This is a genomic window from Streptomyces sp. NPDC102278, from assembly GCF_044766345.1.
In the GTDB taxonomy this organism is placed as follows: domain Bacteria; phylum Actinomycetota; class Actinomycetes; order Streptomycetales; family Streptomycetaceae; genus Streptomyces.
On sequence record NZ_JBIWLV010000008.1, the window covers coordinates 46992 to 60013 of the forward strand.

Sequence of the window (13022 nt, forward strand, 5' to 3'; positions counted from 1 at the left end):
GGTCACGGAATCCATGGTGACACGGGTGAGTCAACCTGCTTTACTCGGATCAGCGAGTAAAGCAGCTTTACTCATCTTGAGAGGAATCCGCCGTGCGCGTCATCCACCCTTCCCCCGACCACGTCACCGTCACCCCGAACGCCACGATGACCGGCCACGCCGCCCCCAGCCGGGGCAGTGTCGAACTGAGCACCTGGCAGGTCGACATGCCCGCCGGGAGCGCCGGCCCCGAGCACTCCGTCACCCGCGAGCAGGTGTGGACGGTCACCTCGGGCATCCTGGAGGTCACCTCCGAGGGGCGCACGGAGACGGTCGTCGCGGGCCGGACCCTCGTCCTGCCGCCCGACGTGCCCCGTCGCATCAGCGCCCCCGAACGGTTCGAGGCCCACGTCGCCATGCGCGCCGACGGCATCGTGTCCGTCACCGGCGCGGAAGGCACCCGGACCCTGCCCTGGGCCGTGTGACCGGGCGGAGCGCGGCCGGCCGGGCGCCGCGCGGGGCCGACCCCCGCTGGTAAAATGGGGTGATTTCATGCCGGAAGGGGGGCGGCGAACCCAACGGCTGTGGTGATCGCATGAGGACCTCCCGAGCGGCCTGGCTCGCGGCCTGCGTGGCCCTCGTGATCGCGGGAGGCGCCGTTCCCGTCGGCTCGACCGCCCTGGCCGCGACCGGCCCGCCACCCCCGCCCGCGGCGGCGACGAGCACCCCGGCCCCCGCCGCGTCGGCCCTGAAGCCCATCGACCCGGCCGCCTTCCAGACCGCCGTGGACCGCGCGGCGAAGAAGCTCATGGTGCCCGGCGCGGTCGTCCTGTTGCAGACCCCGCAGGGGACCTTCCGGGCGATCGTCGGCACGAGCGAACTCGGGAAGAACACCCCGCCGGACACGCGCGACCACTTCCGCATCGCCTCCAACACCAAGACGATGACGTCCGCACTGATCATGCTCCTGGCCCAGGACGGCGCGCTCCGGCTCACCGACCCGGTCTCCGACCACGTCCCGGGGGTGCCGAACGGCGCGCACATCACCCTCGCCGACCTGCTGAAGATGCGCAGCGGGCTGTACAACTACACCAACGCGCCCGAGCTCGCGGCCACCCTCGACGCCGACCCGGGGAAGGCCTGGACCCCCCGGGAGGTCCTGGACATCGCGTTCAGGCACCCGCCGAACTTCGCGCCCGACGCGTCCTACGAGTACTCCAACACCAACTACGCCCTGCTCGGCCTGGTCGCCGAGCAGGCCGGCGGTCGGCCCCTGGCCGAGCAGTTCCGGAACCGGCTGTTCGCCCCGCTCGCACTGGAGGGCACCGCGCTGCCGGACATCCACGACCGGTCCCTGCCCGACCCCTTCGCGCACGGCTACATGTACGGCGGATCGTCCTACGCACTGGTCGACAAGCCCTACCCCGCCGAGATGCGCGAGGCGGCGACGACGGGCAGACTCCGGCCGAACGACTACACGTTCCAGAACCCGTCCTACGCCACCGCGGCCGGCGGGGTCGTGTCGACGGCGCGGGACCTGGCCACGTGGATCCGGGCACTGGTGTCGGGCAAGGTGCTGAACGCCGCGACCCAGAAGCAGTGGCTGGGCAGCCCGCAGTCCGAGGGCCCGGACGCGCACGGGCAGGAGTACGGCTACGGCATCGCGCACCAGCGGTTCGCCCCGAACGCCGCCATGTACTACCACGGCGGCGAACTCCCGGGGTTCAACTCCTTCATCGGACACGACCCGGACAACGACGTCACGCTCGTGATCTGGACGAACCTGACCGTGGCGCCCGACGGCCGGGCCACGGCCATCGCCCTGCTGCCCACGATCCTCGACCAGGTCTACGCGGGGCTCGACCTGCCGACCGGCTAGCCGCCGTCCGCGGGTGACCCGGGCCCGGGACCTAGTCCTTGTCGCGGTCGCGGTCGCGGTCCCGGTCCCGATCCCGATCCCGGTCCCGGTCCGTGTCCTTCTCGCGGTCCGTGTCCTTGCGCGCGTCCCTCTCCTCGTCCCGCTCCCTGGTGCGGTCCTGCTCCTCGCGCTCCTCGCGCAGCGAGTTCAGGAACTCCGGGTTGTCGTCGGGCGCGACCCACCGCGTGCGGCGGGCCCGACCGGCGGACGCCTGCCGCTTCTTGCCCGAGTACAGCCAGACGATCGCCCCGACGATCGGGAAGACCAGGACGATGAGGACCCAGACCACCTTCTGCAGGTGCTTGACCTCCTCCTCCGGCGTGTTCAGACAGTCGATGAAGGCATAGACGGTCAGCGCGATGAGAAGCAGGAAGGGCAGATAGCGCAGCACGGTGCGGGACCGACTCCCAGGCAGTGGCGGCGAGGCCGCGTCGGGCCCCGGTGACGCTTCCAGGGTAGAGGGTGACGGATACTGGGCCCCATGGCTTACGACGATCTCCGCTCGCTGCTCCGGGCTCTGGAGCGGGAGGGCGACCTCAAGCGCATCAAGGCCGAAGTCGACCCGTATCTGGAGGTCGGGGAGATCGTCGACAGAGTGAACAAGGCGGGCGGGCCCGCGCTGCTCTTCGAGAACGTCAAGGGTTCGGCGATGCCGCTGGCCATGAACGTCTTCGGCACCGACCGCCGGCTCCTGAAGGCCCTCGGTCTGAAGTCCTACGCGGAGATCAGCGAGAAGATCGGCGGTCTCCTCAAGCCCGAGCTGCCGCAGGGCTTCATCGGCGTCCGCGAGGCCTTCGGCAAGCTCGGCTCGATGGTGCACGTACCGCCGAGGAAGGTGAAGGGCGACGCGCCCGTCCAGGAGGTCGTGCTCACCGGCGACGACGTGGACCTGGACCTGCTGCCGGCCCTCTTCACCTGGCCCAAGGACGGCGGGTCCTTCTTCAACCTCGGCCTGACGCACACCAAGCACCCGGAGACGGGCGTGCGCAACCTCGGCCTGTACCGCCTCCAGCGCCACGACAAGCGCACCATCGGCATGCACTGGCAGATCCACAAGGACAGCCGCAACCACTACGCGGTCGCCGCGGCGAAGGGCGAGCGACTGCCCGTCGCCATCGCCTTCGGGTGTCCGCCGGCCGTGACGTACGCGTCCACCGCTCCGCTGCCCGGTGACATCGACGAGTACCTCTTCGCCGGCTTCGTGGCGGGCAAGCGCATCGAGATGGTCGACTGCAAGACGGTCCCGCTCCAGGTGCCGGCCAACGCCGAGGTCGTCATCGAGGGCTGGCTGGAGCCGGGCGAGATGCTGCCCGAGGGCCCCTTCGGCGACCACACCGGCTTCTACACGCCGCAGGAACCGTTCCCGGCGCTCACCATCGACTGCGTGACGATGCGCAAGCGTCCGCTGCTCCAGTCGATCGTCGTCGGTCGCCCGCCCACCGAGGACGGTCCGCTCGGGCGCGCCACCGAACGCTTCTTCCTGCCCCTGCTCAAGATCATCGTGCCGGACATCGTGGACTACCACCTCCCCGAATCGGGTGGCTTCCACAACTGCGCGATCATCTCGATCGACAAGAAGTACCCCAAGCACGCGCAGAAGGTCATGCACGCCGTCTGGGGCGCCCACATGATGTCGCTGACCAAGCTGATCATCGTGGTGGACAAGGACTGCGACGTCCACGACCTGCACGAGGTCTCCTGGCGGGCGCTGGGCAACACCGACTACTCCCGCGACCTGACCGTCGTGGAAGGCCCGGTGGACCACCTCGACCACGCCTCCTACCAGCAGTTCTGGGGCGGCAAGGCGGGGATCGACGCGACGAGGAAGCTGCCCGAGGAGGGCTACACCCGCGACGGCGGCTGGCCCGAGATGGTGGAGTCCGACCCGGTGACGGCGGCCCTGGTGGACCGCCGCTGGAAGGAGTACGGACTGTGAGCCCGATCGCGGTGGGCGGTCCCGAGCTCTTCATCGGCGACGACACCACCTACGTGGCGCTCGTGCGGCCGGAACTCGACGCGGCGGACGAGGGCGTCCGGGCGGCGGCCGAGCAGGCCGGCGTCTCGCCGGAGGAGTTCGCCGGCCCCGGGAACGTCTGGGCGCTGCTCACCGACGTCGAGGACGGCGACGGCGACGGCTTCGAACTGCCGGGCCTGCGCGACATCGAGGCCGAGGACTTCGCCGAGCGACTGCTCGCCGGCCTCGCCGGGGCCGCGCCGTTCACCGTCGAGGCGGGCGACGTGCTGCGCCTGGACGGCCGCCCGGTAGGCGACGACTGGGCCTTCACCGCCCGCGTCACCCCGCCCGAGGGCCACGACGGCCCGGCCCAGACCCTGGAGACCGGGCCGCTGCCCGGCGCGCGGCTGCTGGCCGACATCGAAGCGTTCCGGAGGAGTCTCGTATGACCTCGGCAGCCGAAGGCGTCGTCGGCCCCGGCCCGGCGCCGCAGGCCGGCAACAGGGCGAAGGCCTTCCTGCGGCTCGTGATGATCGAACACTCGGTCTTCGCGCTGCCCTTCGCCTACATCGCTGCCCTGACCGCGATGTTCGAGCTCGACGGGACCGTGCACTGGGGCAAGCTGCTGCTCGTCACCGTCTGCATGGTGGGTCTGCGGACCTTCGCGATGGCCGCCAACCGGATCATCGACCGGGAGATCGACTCCCGGAACCCGCGCACCGCCGGGCGTGAACTCGTCACCGGCGCGGTGTCGGTGCGGACCGCCTGGACGGGCGCCGGGGTCGCGCTGGTCGTGTTCCTCGGGTCGGCGGCGTTGCTGAACCCGCTGTGCCTGATGCTGGCGCCGCTCGCGGTGGTCCCGATGGTGGTCTATCCGTACGGGAAGCGCTTCACGGACTTCCCGCACGCCATCCTGGGCCTGGCCCAGGCGATGGGGCCGATCGGGGCCTGGCTGGCGATCACCGGCGAGTGGTCCTGGGACGCGGTGATCCTGGGCCTCGCGGTCGGCGTGTGGATCGGCGGCTTCGACCTGATCTTCGGCTGCCAGGACGTGGCGGCCGACCGGGCGGAGGGCGTCCGCTCGGTCCCGGCCCGCTTCGGCATCCCGGCGGCCCTGTGGGGCGCGCGCGGGGCGCACGTGGTGACCACCGCCCTGCTGGCCTGGTACGCGGTGGCGACGGACGCGGGCCCGATCTTCTGGTTCGGTCTGCTGATCGTCGTCGCGGCGTTCCTCTACGAGCACACCATCGTGACGCCGCACGACCTGTCCCGCCTGAACCGGGCCTTCTTCACGGTGAACGGCTTCATCGGCATCGCGCTGTTCGTCTGCGCGCTGCTGGACCTCGTGGTGCGGGGCCTGACGCTCTAGGTCCAGGTTTAGGTCCAGGTCCAGGTCTACGTCCTGTCGTCACAGTGGCGGGCGAGCGCCGGCCGGCGGTCGGGGCGGCGGAGGAACAGGGCCGTGACCACCCCCGTCACGAGGCCGCAGAGGTGCCCCTGCCAGCTGACCCCGGGGGTCAGGGGCAGGATGCCGGCGAAGACGGTGGCGCCCCAGTAGAGGCCGATCGCCAGTCCCACCACGATGCCGAGGGCCTTGCGCTCGACGAAGCCGCGGACGACGACGTAGCCGAAGAGCCCGAAGGCCACGCCGGAAGCACCGGCGGTGAGGGTGTTCGGCGGTGAGATCAGCCAGGTGCCCAGGCCGTCGGCCGCGATGATCAGGGCGCAGACGGCCAGGAAGCGCCGGATGCCGCCGAGGGCGGCGACGAAGCCGAAGACCAGCAGCGGGACGCTGTTGGAGGCCACGTGGTCGAAGCCGAAGTGCAGGAACGCCGCCAGGGGGACCCGCGGGAGGCTCCCCGGGTCGCGCGCCTCGATCCCGTACGCGTCGAGCGCGTGGCCGGTGGCGAAGTCAACCGCCTCTATCAGCCACAGCAGGGCCACCCATCCCAGCATCAACTGCGCGGCGGCCTTGGCCCGGTCGGTCCGGGTCCAGGTCTCGTCCACCCTCGTGCTCACCGCTGCCCCCTCGCCCACGCATCCCACCCCCTGGGACGTGCGGACACCTTATCGAGTGCCCGCGTGCCGTGGCCGGATAGTCTCGGAGGTATGACTGAGGGCAAGCGCACCCCGTGGGTGGTCGGGGTTTCCGGTGCGTCCGGGACGCCGTACGCGGCGGCGGTGATCCGGGGACTCCTCGCGGCGGGGGAAAGCGTGGACCTGGTGGTGAGCCGGGCTTCCCGGCTCACCCTGTTGGACGAGACCGGGATCGCCTTCCGCGACGCGCACTGGCGGGCCGACCTGGCCGAGTGGCTGGGGCGCGGGGCGGACGGCAAGCCGGGCGCCTTCACGGGGCTCGACCTGGACGGCGTGCGCCACTGGGCGGCGGGGGACCTGGCGGCCGGGCCGAGTTCGGGTTCGTACCCCGTCAAGGGGATGTTGATCGTGCCGGCGTCGACGGCCTGCGTGGCCGGGGTCGCGCTGGGGCTGTCGAAGGACCTGCTCCAGCGGGTCGCGAGCGTGACGCTCAAGGAGCGGCGCCGGCTGGTGGTCGCGGTACGCGAGACCCCGCTGAGCGGGCAGACGTTGAAGCAGTTGGTGGCGCTGGACGAGGCGGGCGCGATCGTGCTGCCCGCCTCTCCGGCCTTCTACGCGGGTGCGACGCACATCCAGGATCTGGTGGACTTCGTCGCGGGGCGAGTGCTGGACGCGGCAGGGGTGCCGCACCGGCTGTATCGCCGTTGGGAGGGGGAGCTCGGAGGCTCCCGCGCTCCCCAGGGGGCAGGCGGCGGTGACTAGCGCTTCTTGGCGCTGCGCGGCTTGCGGGTCTTGTCCACGCGGTGTGCGGCGGACGGCTGGTCGGTGCGGGATCGGTTGGCCAGCTCCTGGAGCTGTCGCATGTGCGCGTAGGCCATCTCGATCGTGTACACGGTGAAAACCACTCCTGAAGATCGTCATTGATCTGTTGAAAAGATTCACAGGGTGTTGACCCTGTGTGCCTTAGATTCTATACCTAGACTTGCAGGATCGCCGAATAATGGAAGGCTCCATACAAATGGACACGGTGGACAGGCAGCTCATCCAGGCACTCCGGGAAAACGGGCGTGCCTCGTACGCGGAGCTGGGCCGTCTCGTGGGCCTCTCCGGCCCCAGCGTCACCGACCGGATCAACCGCCTTGAGACCGCAGGTGTGATCACGGGCTACCGCGCGACCGTGGACTCGGCCTCGCTCGGTCTCGGCGTCACGGCGCTGATCGGCATCTCCCTCTCCGACGCCGCGGACCACGAGGACGTGGCCCGCCGGCTCAAGGACCTGCCGGAGATCGAGGACTGCTGGTTCATCGCGGGGGACGACTCCTTCATGTTGAAGGCGCGGGCCAGCGACGTGGACGGCCTGGAGAAGATCATCCGGAGGCTGTCCGGCACCAAGGGCGTCTCCCGCACCCGCACCACGATCGTGCTGTCCACGAAGTGGGAGAACCGGGTCGGGGAGCTGCCCGAGGAGGCCTGAGAGTACGGTGGGTCGCGGCGGGTTGCACGCAGTGCGGGGCACCAGTGCAGTGCGGGACACGCAGGGCAGTGCAGGACACGTAGTGCAGGACACGTAGAGGAGACGACCGGGATGGACGCTGGGCTCAAGCGCGAGCTGGAGGAGAAGGTCCGCTCCGGCGAGCGGCTGACGCGTGAGGACGGCGTCGCCCTCTACGAGACGGACGACCTGGCCTGGCTCGGCGGCCTCGCCCACGAGGTGCGCACGCGAAAGAACGGCGACGTCGTCCACTTCAACGTCAACCGTCACCTCAACATGACGAACGTGTGCACCGCCTCCTGCGCCTACTGCTCGTTCCAGCGCAAGCCGGGCGAGAAGGACGCGTACACGATGCGCATCGAGGAAGCCGTCCGCCTGGCCAAGGCCATGGAGAACGACAACCTCACCGAGCTGCACATCGTCAACGGCCTGCACCCGACCCTGCCGTGGCGCTACTACCCGCGCTCGCTCTCCGCGCTCAAGGAGGCGCTGCCGAGCGTCTCGCTGAAGGCGTTCACGGCCACCGAGATCCACCACTTCGAGACGATCTCCGGGATGTCGGCCTCCGACATCCTGGACGAACTGATCGAGGCGGGCCTGGAGTCGCTGACCGGCGGCGGCGCCGAGATCTTCGACTGGGAGGTCCGGCAGCACATCGTCGACCACCGCACCCACTGGGAAGACTGGTCGCGCATCCACCGACTGGCGCACTCCAAGGGGCTGAAGACCCCCGCGACGATGCTCTACGGGCACATCGAGGAGCCGCGCCACCGCGTGGACCACGTGCTGCGGCTGCGCGAGCTCCAGGACGAGACCGGCGGTTTCCAGGTCTTCATCCCGCTGCGCTACCAGCACGACTTCGTGGACATGAAGGACGGCAAGGTCCGCAACAAGCTCCAGGCGCGGACGACGATGGCGACGGGCGCCGAGGCGCTGAAGACCTTCGCCGTCTCCCGGCTGCTCTTCGACAACGTGCCGCACGTCAAGGTGTTCTGGGTGATGCACGGGGTGCAGACCGCCCAGCTCGCGCTCCAGCACGGTGCGGACGACATGGACGGCTCGGTCGTCGAGTACAAGATCACGCACGACGCCGACAACTACGGCACGCCGAACAAGCTGGGCCGCGAGGACCTCCTGGAGCTCATCCGCGAGGCCGGCTTCCGCCCGGTCGAGCGGAACACGCGCTACGAGATCATCCGCGAGTACCCGGGCCCGGAGGCGGACCTGCGCGAGACGCCGCAGGCGATGCGCGTCTGACGCGCCGCACTCCGAGCCGTTCGTCGGCCCCCGTCAGGCCCCGGTCCCGCAAGGGATCGGGGCCTGACGCGTGTGCGGCCGTCAACCCCGTTGCCCGAAACCTAATGTAATGGCTAGGCTCCTCCAATGGCCCTTACCTACACCTTCGATCCCGTGGTGGACGCGGCCCTGCGCGACGGGATCATCGAACTCTGGACCGACGTCACCAACGCCGGCGGCGCGGTGGGGTTCGTGCCGCCCGTGACCGCCGACGTCGTACGGCCCGAACTGGTCAAGCACCTCGGGGCCATCGCCGAAGGCCGCATGCGACTCCTGGTCGGACGCGACGACGACGGCCGGGTCGCCGCCACCGCCTTCCTCGCCTTCAACGCCCACCGGCTCCAGCGGCACTGGGTCTGGGCGTACACCGTGATGGTCGCCCCCGCGCTCCAGGGCCGGGGCGCGGGCCGGGAGCTGATGGGGGCCCTCGCCGACTCCGCGCGCACCCTCGACGGCATCGAGGCCATCCGCCTCGGCGCCCGCGGCGGCCTCGGCCTGGAGCGCTTCTACGCGGCCTGCGGCTACAAGGAGGTCGGACGCGTCCCCGACGCCATCCGTGTCGCACCCGGCGACGACCGCGACGACATCACCTTCCTGCTGCCGCTGCACTGATTCCCGCTGTCGCCGCACTGACCCCGGCGGGCCGGGGCGGGGGCCGGGCGTGCTTCACTGGACGGGCACGTGCCGACGTACGAAGACGAGAGAGAAGGGGTCACCGTGTCCCTCAAGCCGAGCGCGACGATCCGCTACACCGCGATGCGCCTGGGCATCTTCGTCGGATGCCTCGTCCTCGTCGCCGCACTGGTGCGCCTGGGCTGGGTGCCCTCCGGGCTGGGCGACGCCAACGTCGCGTGGCTCGTGCTGCTCGCCCTCGTACTGTCCGCTCCGCTCTCCTTCGTGCTGCTGCGCAAGCAGCGCGACGAGATGTCCGTGCAGATCTCCGGACGCGTCGCGGGTGCGAAGGACAAGCTGGCCGCGAACCGCAGCCAGGAGGACTCGGCCGACGACGCGGCCCGCGTGAGCTAGTCCTCGGGGCCTCGGGCCCCTGTTGGTTTCATCACACACCGAACCGCCCCAGCAACGGGAATACCGCCCGTAACGCTGGGGCGTTGGTGTTTTCCGCAACGGTCGGCGCGAGCCCAGCGCCGGCTTGGCTCAAAGGGCGCCTTTGAGATTCTCAAAGGAGAAGTGTTAGCGTGTTCAACATGTTGACCACAGCTGCGCACCAGATGACCGCGAGCGTCCCGCTCGTGGCGCGCCTGCACGTCGACCTCTGCCGCCGCGTGTCCGCGGCCTGTTGCTGTCGCTGAACCGTTCACACCGAGTTGAGCTGAATCGATACAGCAGCGGTCCCGGCCGGCCCCCTTCTGGCTGCCGCACCGCATCACCGCAGAACCGCCACCCCGTTTCCCCGTGCGTCCCCCGGAGAGTGTCCGTGTCCGAGACCCCCCAGGCCCAGGCTCCTGCCAAGGCCAGGTTCAAGTTCCCCTTCTGGGCACAGATCGTCACCGGTCTCGTGCTCGGTGTCCTGCTGGGTTGGCTCGCCAAGAGCCAGGACGTCAGCTGGCTCAAGACGACCCTGGAGCAGGTCGGCGACATCTTCGTCCAGCTGCTGAAGCTGGCCGTCGCCCCGCTCGTCTTCTTCGCGATCCTGGTGTCCATCACCAACCTGCGGAAGGTGAACAACGCCGCCCGGCTCGCGTCCCGCACGCTGCTCTGGTTCATGATCACGTCGCTGATCGCGGTCGGCATCGGCCTCGCGATCGGCCTGCTGACCAACCCGGGCGCCGGCACCGGCCTCACCCCGCAGGACGGCAAGCTGCCCAAGCACCAGGGCTCCTGGATCGACTTCCTGACCGGCATCGTCCCCACCGACATCATCACGCCGTTCACCGAGCTGAACGTGCTCCAGATCGTCTTCATGGCCGCCGTCGCCGGCATCGCCGCCCTCCAGCTCGGCAGCAAGGCGCAGCCCGTCCTGAGCCTCGCCGAGTCCGTCCTGGAGCTCCTGCAGAAGGCCCTGTGGTGGGTCATCCGCCTCGCGCCCATCGGCACCGTCGGCCTCATCGGCACCGCCATCGCCACCTACGGCTGGGACCTGATCGGCAAGTACGCCACCTTCACCGCCGACGTCTACATCGGCTCGGCGCTCGTGATGTTCGGCGTCTACCCGCTGCTCCTCGCCACGGTCGCCAAGGTCAACCCGATCCAGTTCTTCAAGGGCGCCTGGCCGGCCATCCAGCTGGCCTTCGTCTCCCGCTCCTCGGTCGGCACCATGCCGGTCACCCAGAAGGTCACCGAGCGCCTCGGCGTCCCGAAGGAGTACGCGAGCTTCGCGGTCCCCTTCGGCGCCACCACCAAGATGGACGGCTGCGCCGCGATCTACCCGGCGCTCGCCGCGATCTTCATCGCGCAGATCTTCGACGTGCAGCTGGGCATCAAGGAGTACGTGCTCATCGCCTTCGTGTCGGTGGTCGGCTCCGCCGCCACGGCCGGTCTGACCGGCGCCACGGTCATGCTGACCCTGACCCTCTCCACCCTGGGCCTGCCCCTGGAGGGCGTGGGCCTGCTGATGGCGATCGACCCGATCCTCGACATGATGCGCACCGCCACCAACGTGGCCGGCCAGGCCGTCGTCCCGGTCATCGTCTCGGCCCGCGAGGGGATCCTGGACAAGGAGGCGTACGCCACCGCCTCGTCCTCCCCGCTCGACGAGTCGTCCGAGGAGCGTGCCGACGAGCGCGCCGAGGCGCCGGTTCCGGTCGCCGCCTGATCGTTCGCCGCTCGCAGGACGCGTACTCATCGCGGCCCCCGCCCCCGTCCGGGCGGGGGCCGCGGTGTTTTCCCGTACCCGGGGCCTGTCCGGTGCCGGTGCCGGTGCCGGTGTCGGTGCCGGTGTCGGGGCCGGGTGCGACGGAGCGGGGCCGGGTGCGACGGGGCGGGGCTGTTCGGGCGAGGTTTTGGGTGGGATTGTTCCCCCGAAAGACCAGGTCGGGGCCGGATCCCGGTCGACCGGGATCCGGTGCGTCCAGATCCTGGTATTTCCAGTACGGAGAGAAATGACCCCTGCCAACCCTCCCTGCCCCCCGTCGCTCGGACGGGTGAACCGTGCCAACTGGGCTGGATATCGGTGGGGTTGCCTGGCATATGCTCGCCGCGACAACTCCAGAACACGAGACGGCCCCCGCCGGGACTGGCATCCCGGACGAGGGCCTGACCATCAAGGAAGCAAACCCTTCCCCATGGATACGCGGCAGCTTAACGCGCCCCCGCGCGCGTCGTCCCGGGTTCGCCCGGTGACTCACCGATCCGGCGTCCAACACGTCACCACCCGACACACCTCGCGCTTCACGGTGGTCGGCAACCACCTCGCCCAGCAACGCGGGCTCTCCGGGCTGGCGCGCGGGGTCGGGGTCTACATCCAGTCGGTGCGCTCCGGTTCGCCGGTCGGCATCGACGACCTGTGCGAGGAGTTCCCGGAAGGTGCGACCCGACTCGCCTCCGCCCTGCGGGAGTTGGAGGCGTACGGGTACCTGGAGCGGCGAGTCGTCCGGCTGCCGAACGGGCGGATGGTGACCCTCACGTACTGGTACAACCAGCCGGGCGCGGTAGCCGAGTCCACCGCCCGAGCCGCGCGGCCGGCGCGATCCCCTCGTGCGTCCGGGGTCTCACGGGCGCCTGGGGCGTCCCGTCCGCCTCGGGTGGGGCAGGTACCGGAGCCGGTGGTGTGCGAGCCGGAGCCGGAGTCGGAGTCGGGATCGGGATCGGGTTTCGAGGAGTCGAGCGCGGATTCCGTCGAGCGGGGGCCGGAGACGGAGCCCGAGCCCGAGCCGGAGCCCGAGCCGGAGCCCGAGACGGAGCCCGAGCCGGAGCCCGAGCCGGAGACGGAGCCCGAGCCGGACGTGGTCCTCGACCCGGTCGCCGTCGACCTGTTGGCGGGGCTGCGGCGCGTCGATCCCCGGCTGCTGCTGTCCGAAGAGGACGTACACCGTCTCGCGCCCCGGGTCGCGACCTGGTTCGCGCGCGGGGTCCAACCGGAGGCGGTCGAGCGGGCGTTGACCTCGGACCTCCCGCACCCGCTGCGGCATGCGGCGTCCCTGCTCGCCTTCCGACTGGAGAAGTCCCTGCCGCCCGCGCTCCCACCGGCCCCGCTCCGACCGCGCCACGTCCCGCCGGACCCGTTGATCACCTGTGACGGCTGTGAACGCTGCTTCCGGTCGGCCGACCCCAAGGCGCTCTGCGGCGACTGCAAGCCCGCCCCGGGCGGGGCCGTGCACGACGACGGTGGCGGCTGCGGCGGGGACGGCTGAGGCGCGCAGGGCTGCGGCGGGGGCGGCCGAGGGTGC

The 13022-nt window shown here is 70.4% G+C and carries 15 protein-coding genes; 12 read left to right on the forward strand and 3 right to left on the reverse strand.

Going from position 1 to position 13022, the window contains the following annotated elements:
• Nucleotides 1-92: 92 nt before the first annotated feature.
• Nucleotides 93-464 (forward strand): cupin domain-containing protein, encoded by a 372-nt coding sequence (locus ACIRO3_RS20340; RefSeq protein ID WP_404138609.1) that lies wholly within the window; start codon nucleotides 93-95, stop codon nucleotides 462-464.
• A 110-nt stretch (nucleotides 465-574) separates the two neighbouring features.
• Entirely contained in the window at nucleotides 575-1858 is a 1284-nt protein-coding gene (locus ACIRO3_RS20345; RefSeq protein ID WP_404138611.1) for a serine hydrolase domain-containing protein, read from the forward strand.
• 31 nt (nucleotides 1859-1889) lie between these two features.
• Here the strand turns inward: ACIRO3_RS20345 and ACIRO3_RS20350 are convergent, their stop codons facing one another.
• Nucleotides 1890-2288, reverse strand: coding sequence for a PLD nuclease N-terminal domain-containing protein (locus ACIRO3_RS20350; protein ID WP_404138614.1), 399 nt, complete (start codon nucleotides 2286-2288; stop codon nucleotides 1890-1892).
• 90 nt (nucleotides 2289-2378) lie between these two features.
• Between ACIRO3_RS20350 and ACIRO3_RS20355 the strand changes: the two genes are divergently transcribed.
• Genes ACIRO3_RS20355 through mqnP form a run of 3 tightly spaced genes read left to right on the forward strand, consistent with a single transcriptional unit; the run spans nucleotide 2379 to nucleotide 5220 of the window.
• Nucleotides 2379-3833, forward strand: coding sequence for a menaquinone biosynthesis decarboxylase (locus ACIRO3_RS20355; protein WP_404138616.1), 1455 nt, complete (start codon nucleotides 2379-2381; stop codon nucleotides 3831-3833).
• On the forward strand, nucleotides 3830-4300 hold the full coding sequence (locus ACIRO3_RS20360; protein ID WP_365999894.1) for a hypothetical protein: 471 nt from the start codon (nucleotides 3830-3832) through the stop codon (nucleotides 4298-4300). Before ACIRO3_RS20355 ends, ACIRO3_RS20360 begins: the two co-directional genes overlap by 4 nt.
• On the forward strand, nucleotides 4297-5220 hold the full coding sequence (gene mqnP, locus ACIRO3_RS20365; protein WP_361780433.1) for a menaquinone biosynthesis prenyltransferase MqnP: 924 nt from the start codon (nucleotides 4297-4299) through the stop codon (nucleotides 5218-5220). Before ACIRO3_RS20360 ends, mqnP begins: the two co-directional genes overlap by 4 nt.
• A gap of 26 nt (nucleotides 5221-5246) precedes the next feature.
• On the opposite strand, the gene ACIRO3_RS20370 is transcribed toward mqnP, so the two are convergent.
• Entirely contained in the window at nucleotides 5247-5807 is a 561-nt protein-coding gene (locus ACIRO3_RS20370) for a rhomboid family intramembrane serine protease (protein WP_404139067.1), read from the reverse strand.
• 153 nt (nucleotides 5808-5960) lie between these two features.
• Here ACIRO3_RS20370 and ACIRO3_RS20375 point away from each other — a divergent pair, with 153 nt between their 5' ends.
• On the forward strand, nucleotides 5961-6650 hold the full coding sequence (locus tag ACIRO3_RS20375; RefSeq protein ID WP_365999895.1) for a UbiX family flavin prenyltransferase: 690 nt from the start codon (nucleotides 5961-5963) through the stop codon (nucleotides 6648-6650).
• Here the strand turns inward: ACIRO3_RS20375 and ACIRO3_RS20380 are convergent.
• On the reverse strand, nucleotides 6647-6781 hold the full coding sequence (locus tag ACIRO3_RS20380; RefSeq protein WP_266947896.1) for a hypothetical protein: 135 nt from the start codon (nucleotides 6779-6781) through the stop codon (nucleotides 6647-6649). The genes ACIRO3_RS20375 and ACIRO3_RS20380 overlap by 4 nt on opposite strands.
• Nucleotides 6782-6906: 125 nt before the next feature.
• Here ACIRO3_RS20380 and ACIRO3_RS20385 point away from each other — a divergent pair, with 125 nt between their 5' ends.
• The 6 genes from ACIRO3_RS20385 (at nucleotide 6907) to ACIRO3_RS20410 (ending at nucleotide 12986) form a co-directional block, all read left to right on the forward strand.
• Nucleotides 6907-7362 carry an Lrp/AsnC family transcriptional regulator gene (locus tag ACIRO3_RS20385; protein ID WP_053682489.1) on the forward strand — a complete coding sequence of 152 codons (456 nt, stop codon included), beginning with the start codon at nucleotides 6907-6909 and terminating at the stop codon, nucleotides 7360-7362.
• 111 nt (nucleotides 7363-7473) lie between these two features.
• Nucleotides 7474-8637: an aminofutalosine synthase MqnE gene (mqnE, locus tag ACIRO3_RS20390; protein WP_361780427.1), complete on the forward strand. Its 1164-nt coding sequence runs from the start codon at nucleotides 7474-7476 to the stop codon at nucleotides 8635-8637.
• 126 nt (nucleotides 8638-8763) lie between these two features.
• Complete coding sequence (locus ACIRO3_RS20395; RefSeq protein ID WP_404138623.1) at nucleotides 8764-9288, forward strand: GNAT family N-acetyltransferase; 525 nt, start codon at nucleotides 8764-8766, stop codon at nucleotides 9286-9288.
• Nucleotides 9289-9432: 144 nt separating this feature from the next.
• Nucleotides 9433-9702 carry a DUF4229 domain-containing protein gene (locus tag ACIRO3_RS20400; RefSeq protein ID WP_361780570.1) on the forward strand — a complete coding sequence of 90 codons (270 nt, stop codon included), beginning with the start codon at nucleotides 9433-9435 and terminating at the stop codon, nucleotides 9700-9702.
• A gap of 403 nt (nucleotides 9703-10105) precedes the next feature.
• Complete coding sequence (locus tag ACIRO3_RS20405) at nucleotides 10106-11449, forward strand: dicarboxylate/amino acid:cation symporter (protein ID WP_366149367.1); 1344 nt, start codon at nucleotides 10106-10108, stop codon at nucleotides 11447-11449.
• 523 nt (nucleotides 11450-11972) lie between these two features.
• A complete protein-coding gene (locus ACIRO3_RS20410) occupies nucleotides 11973-12986 on the forward strand; it encodes a helix-turn-helix domain-containing protein (protein WP_404138628.1) in 1014 nt (337 codons plus the stop codon).
• Nucleotides 12987-13022: the final 36 nt, after the last annotated feature.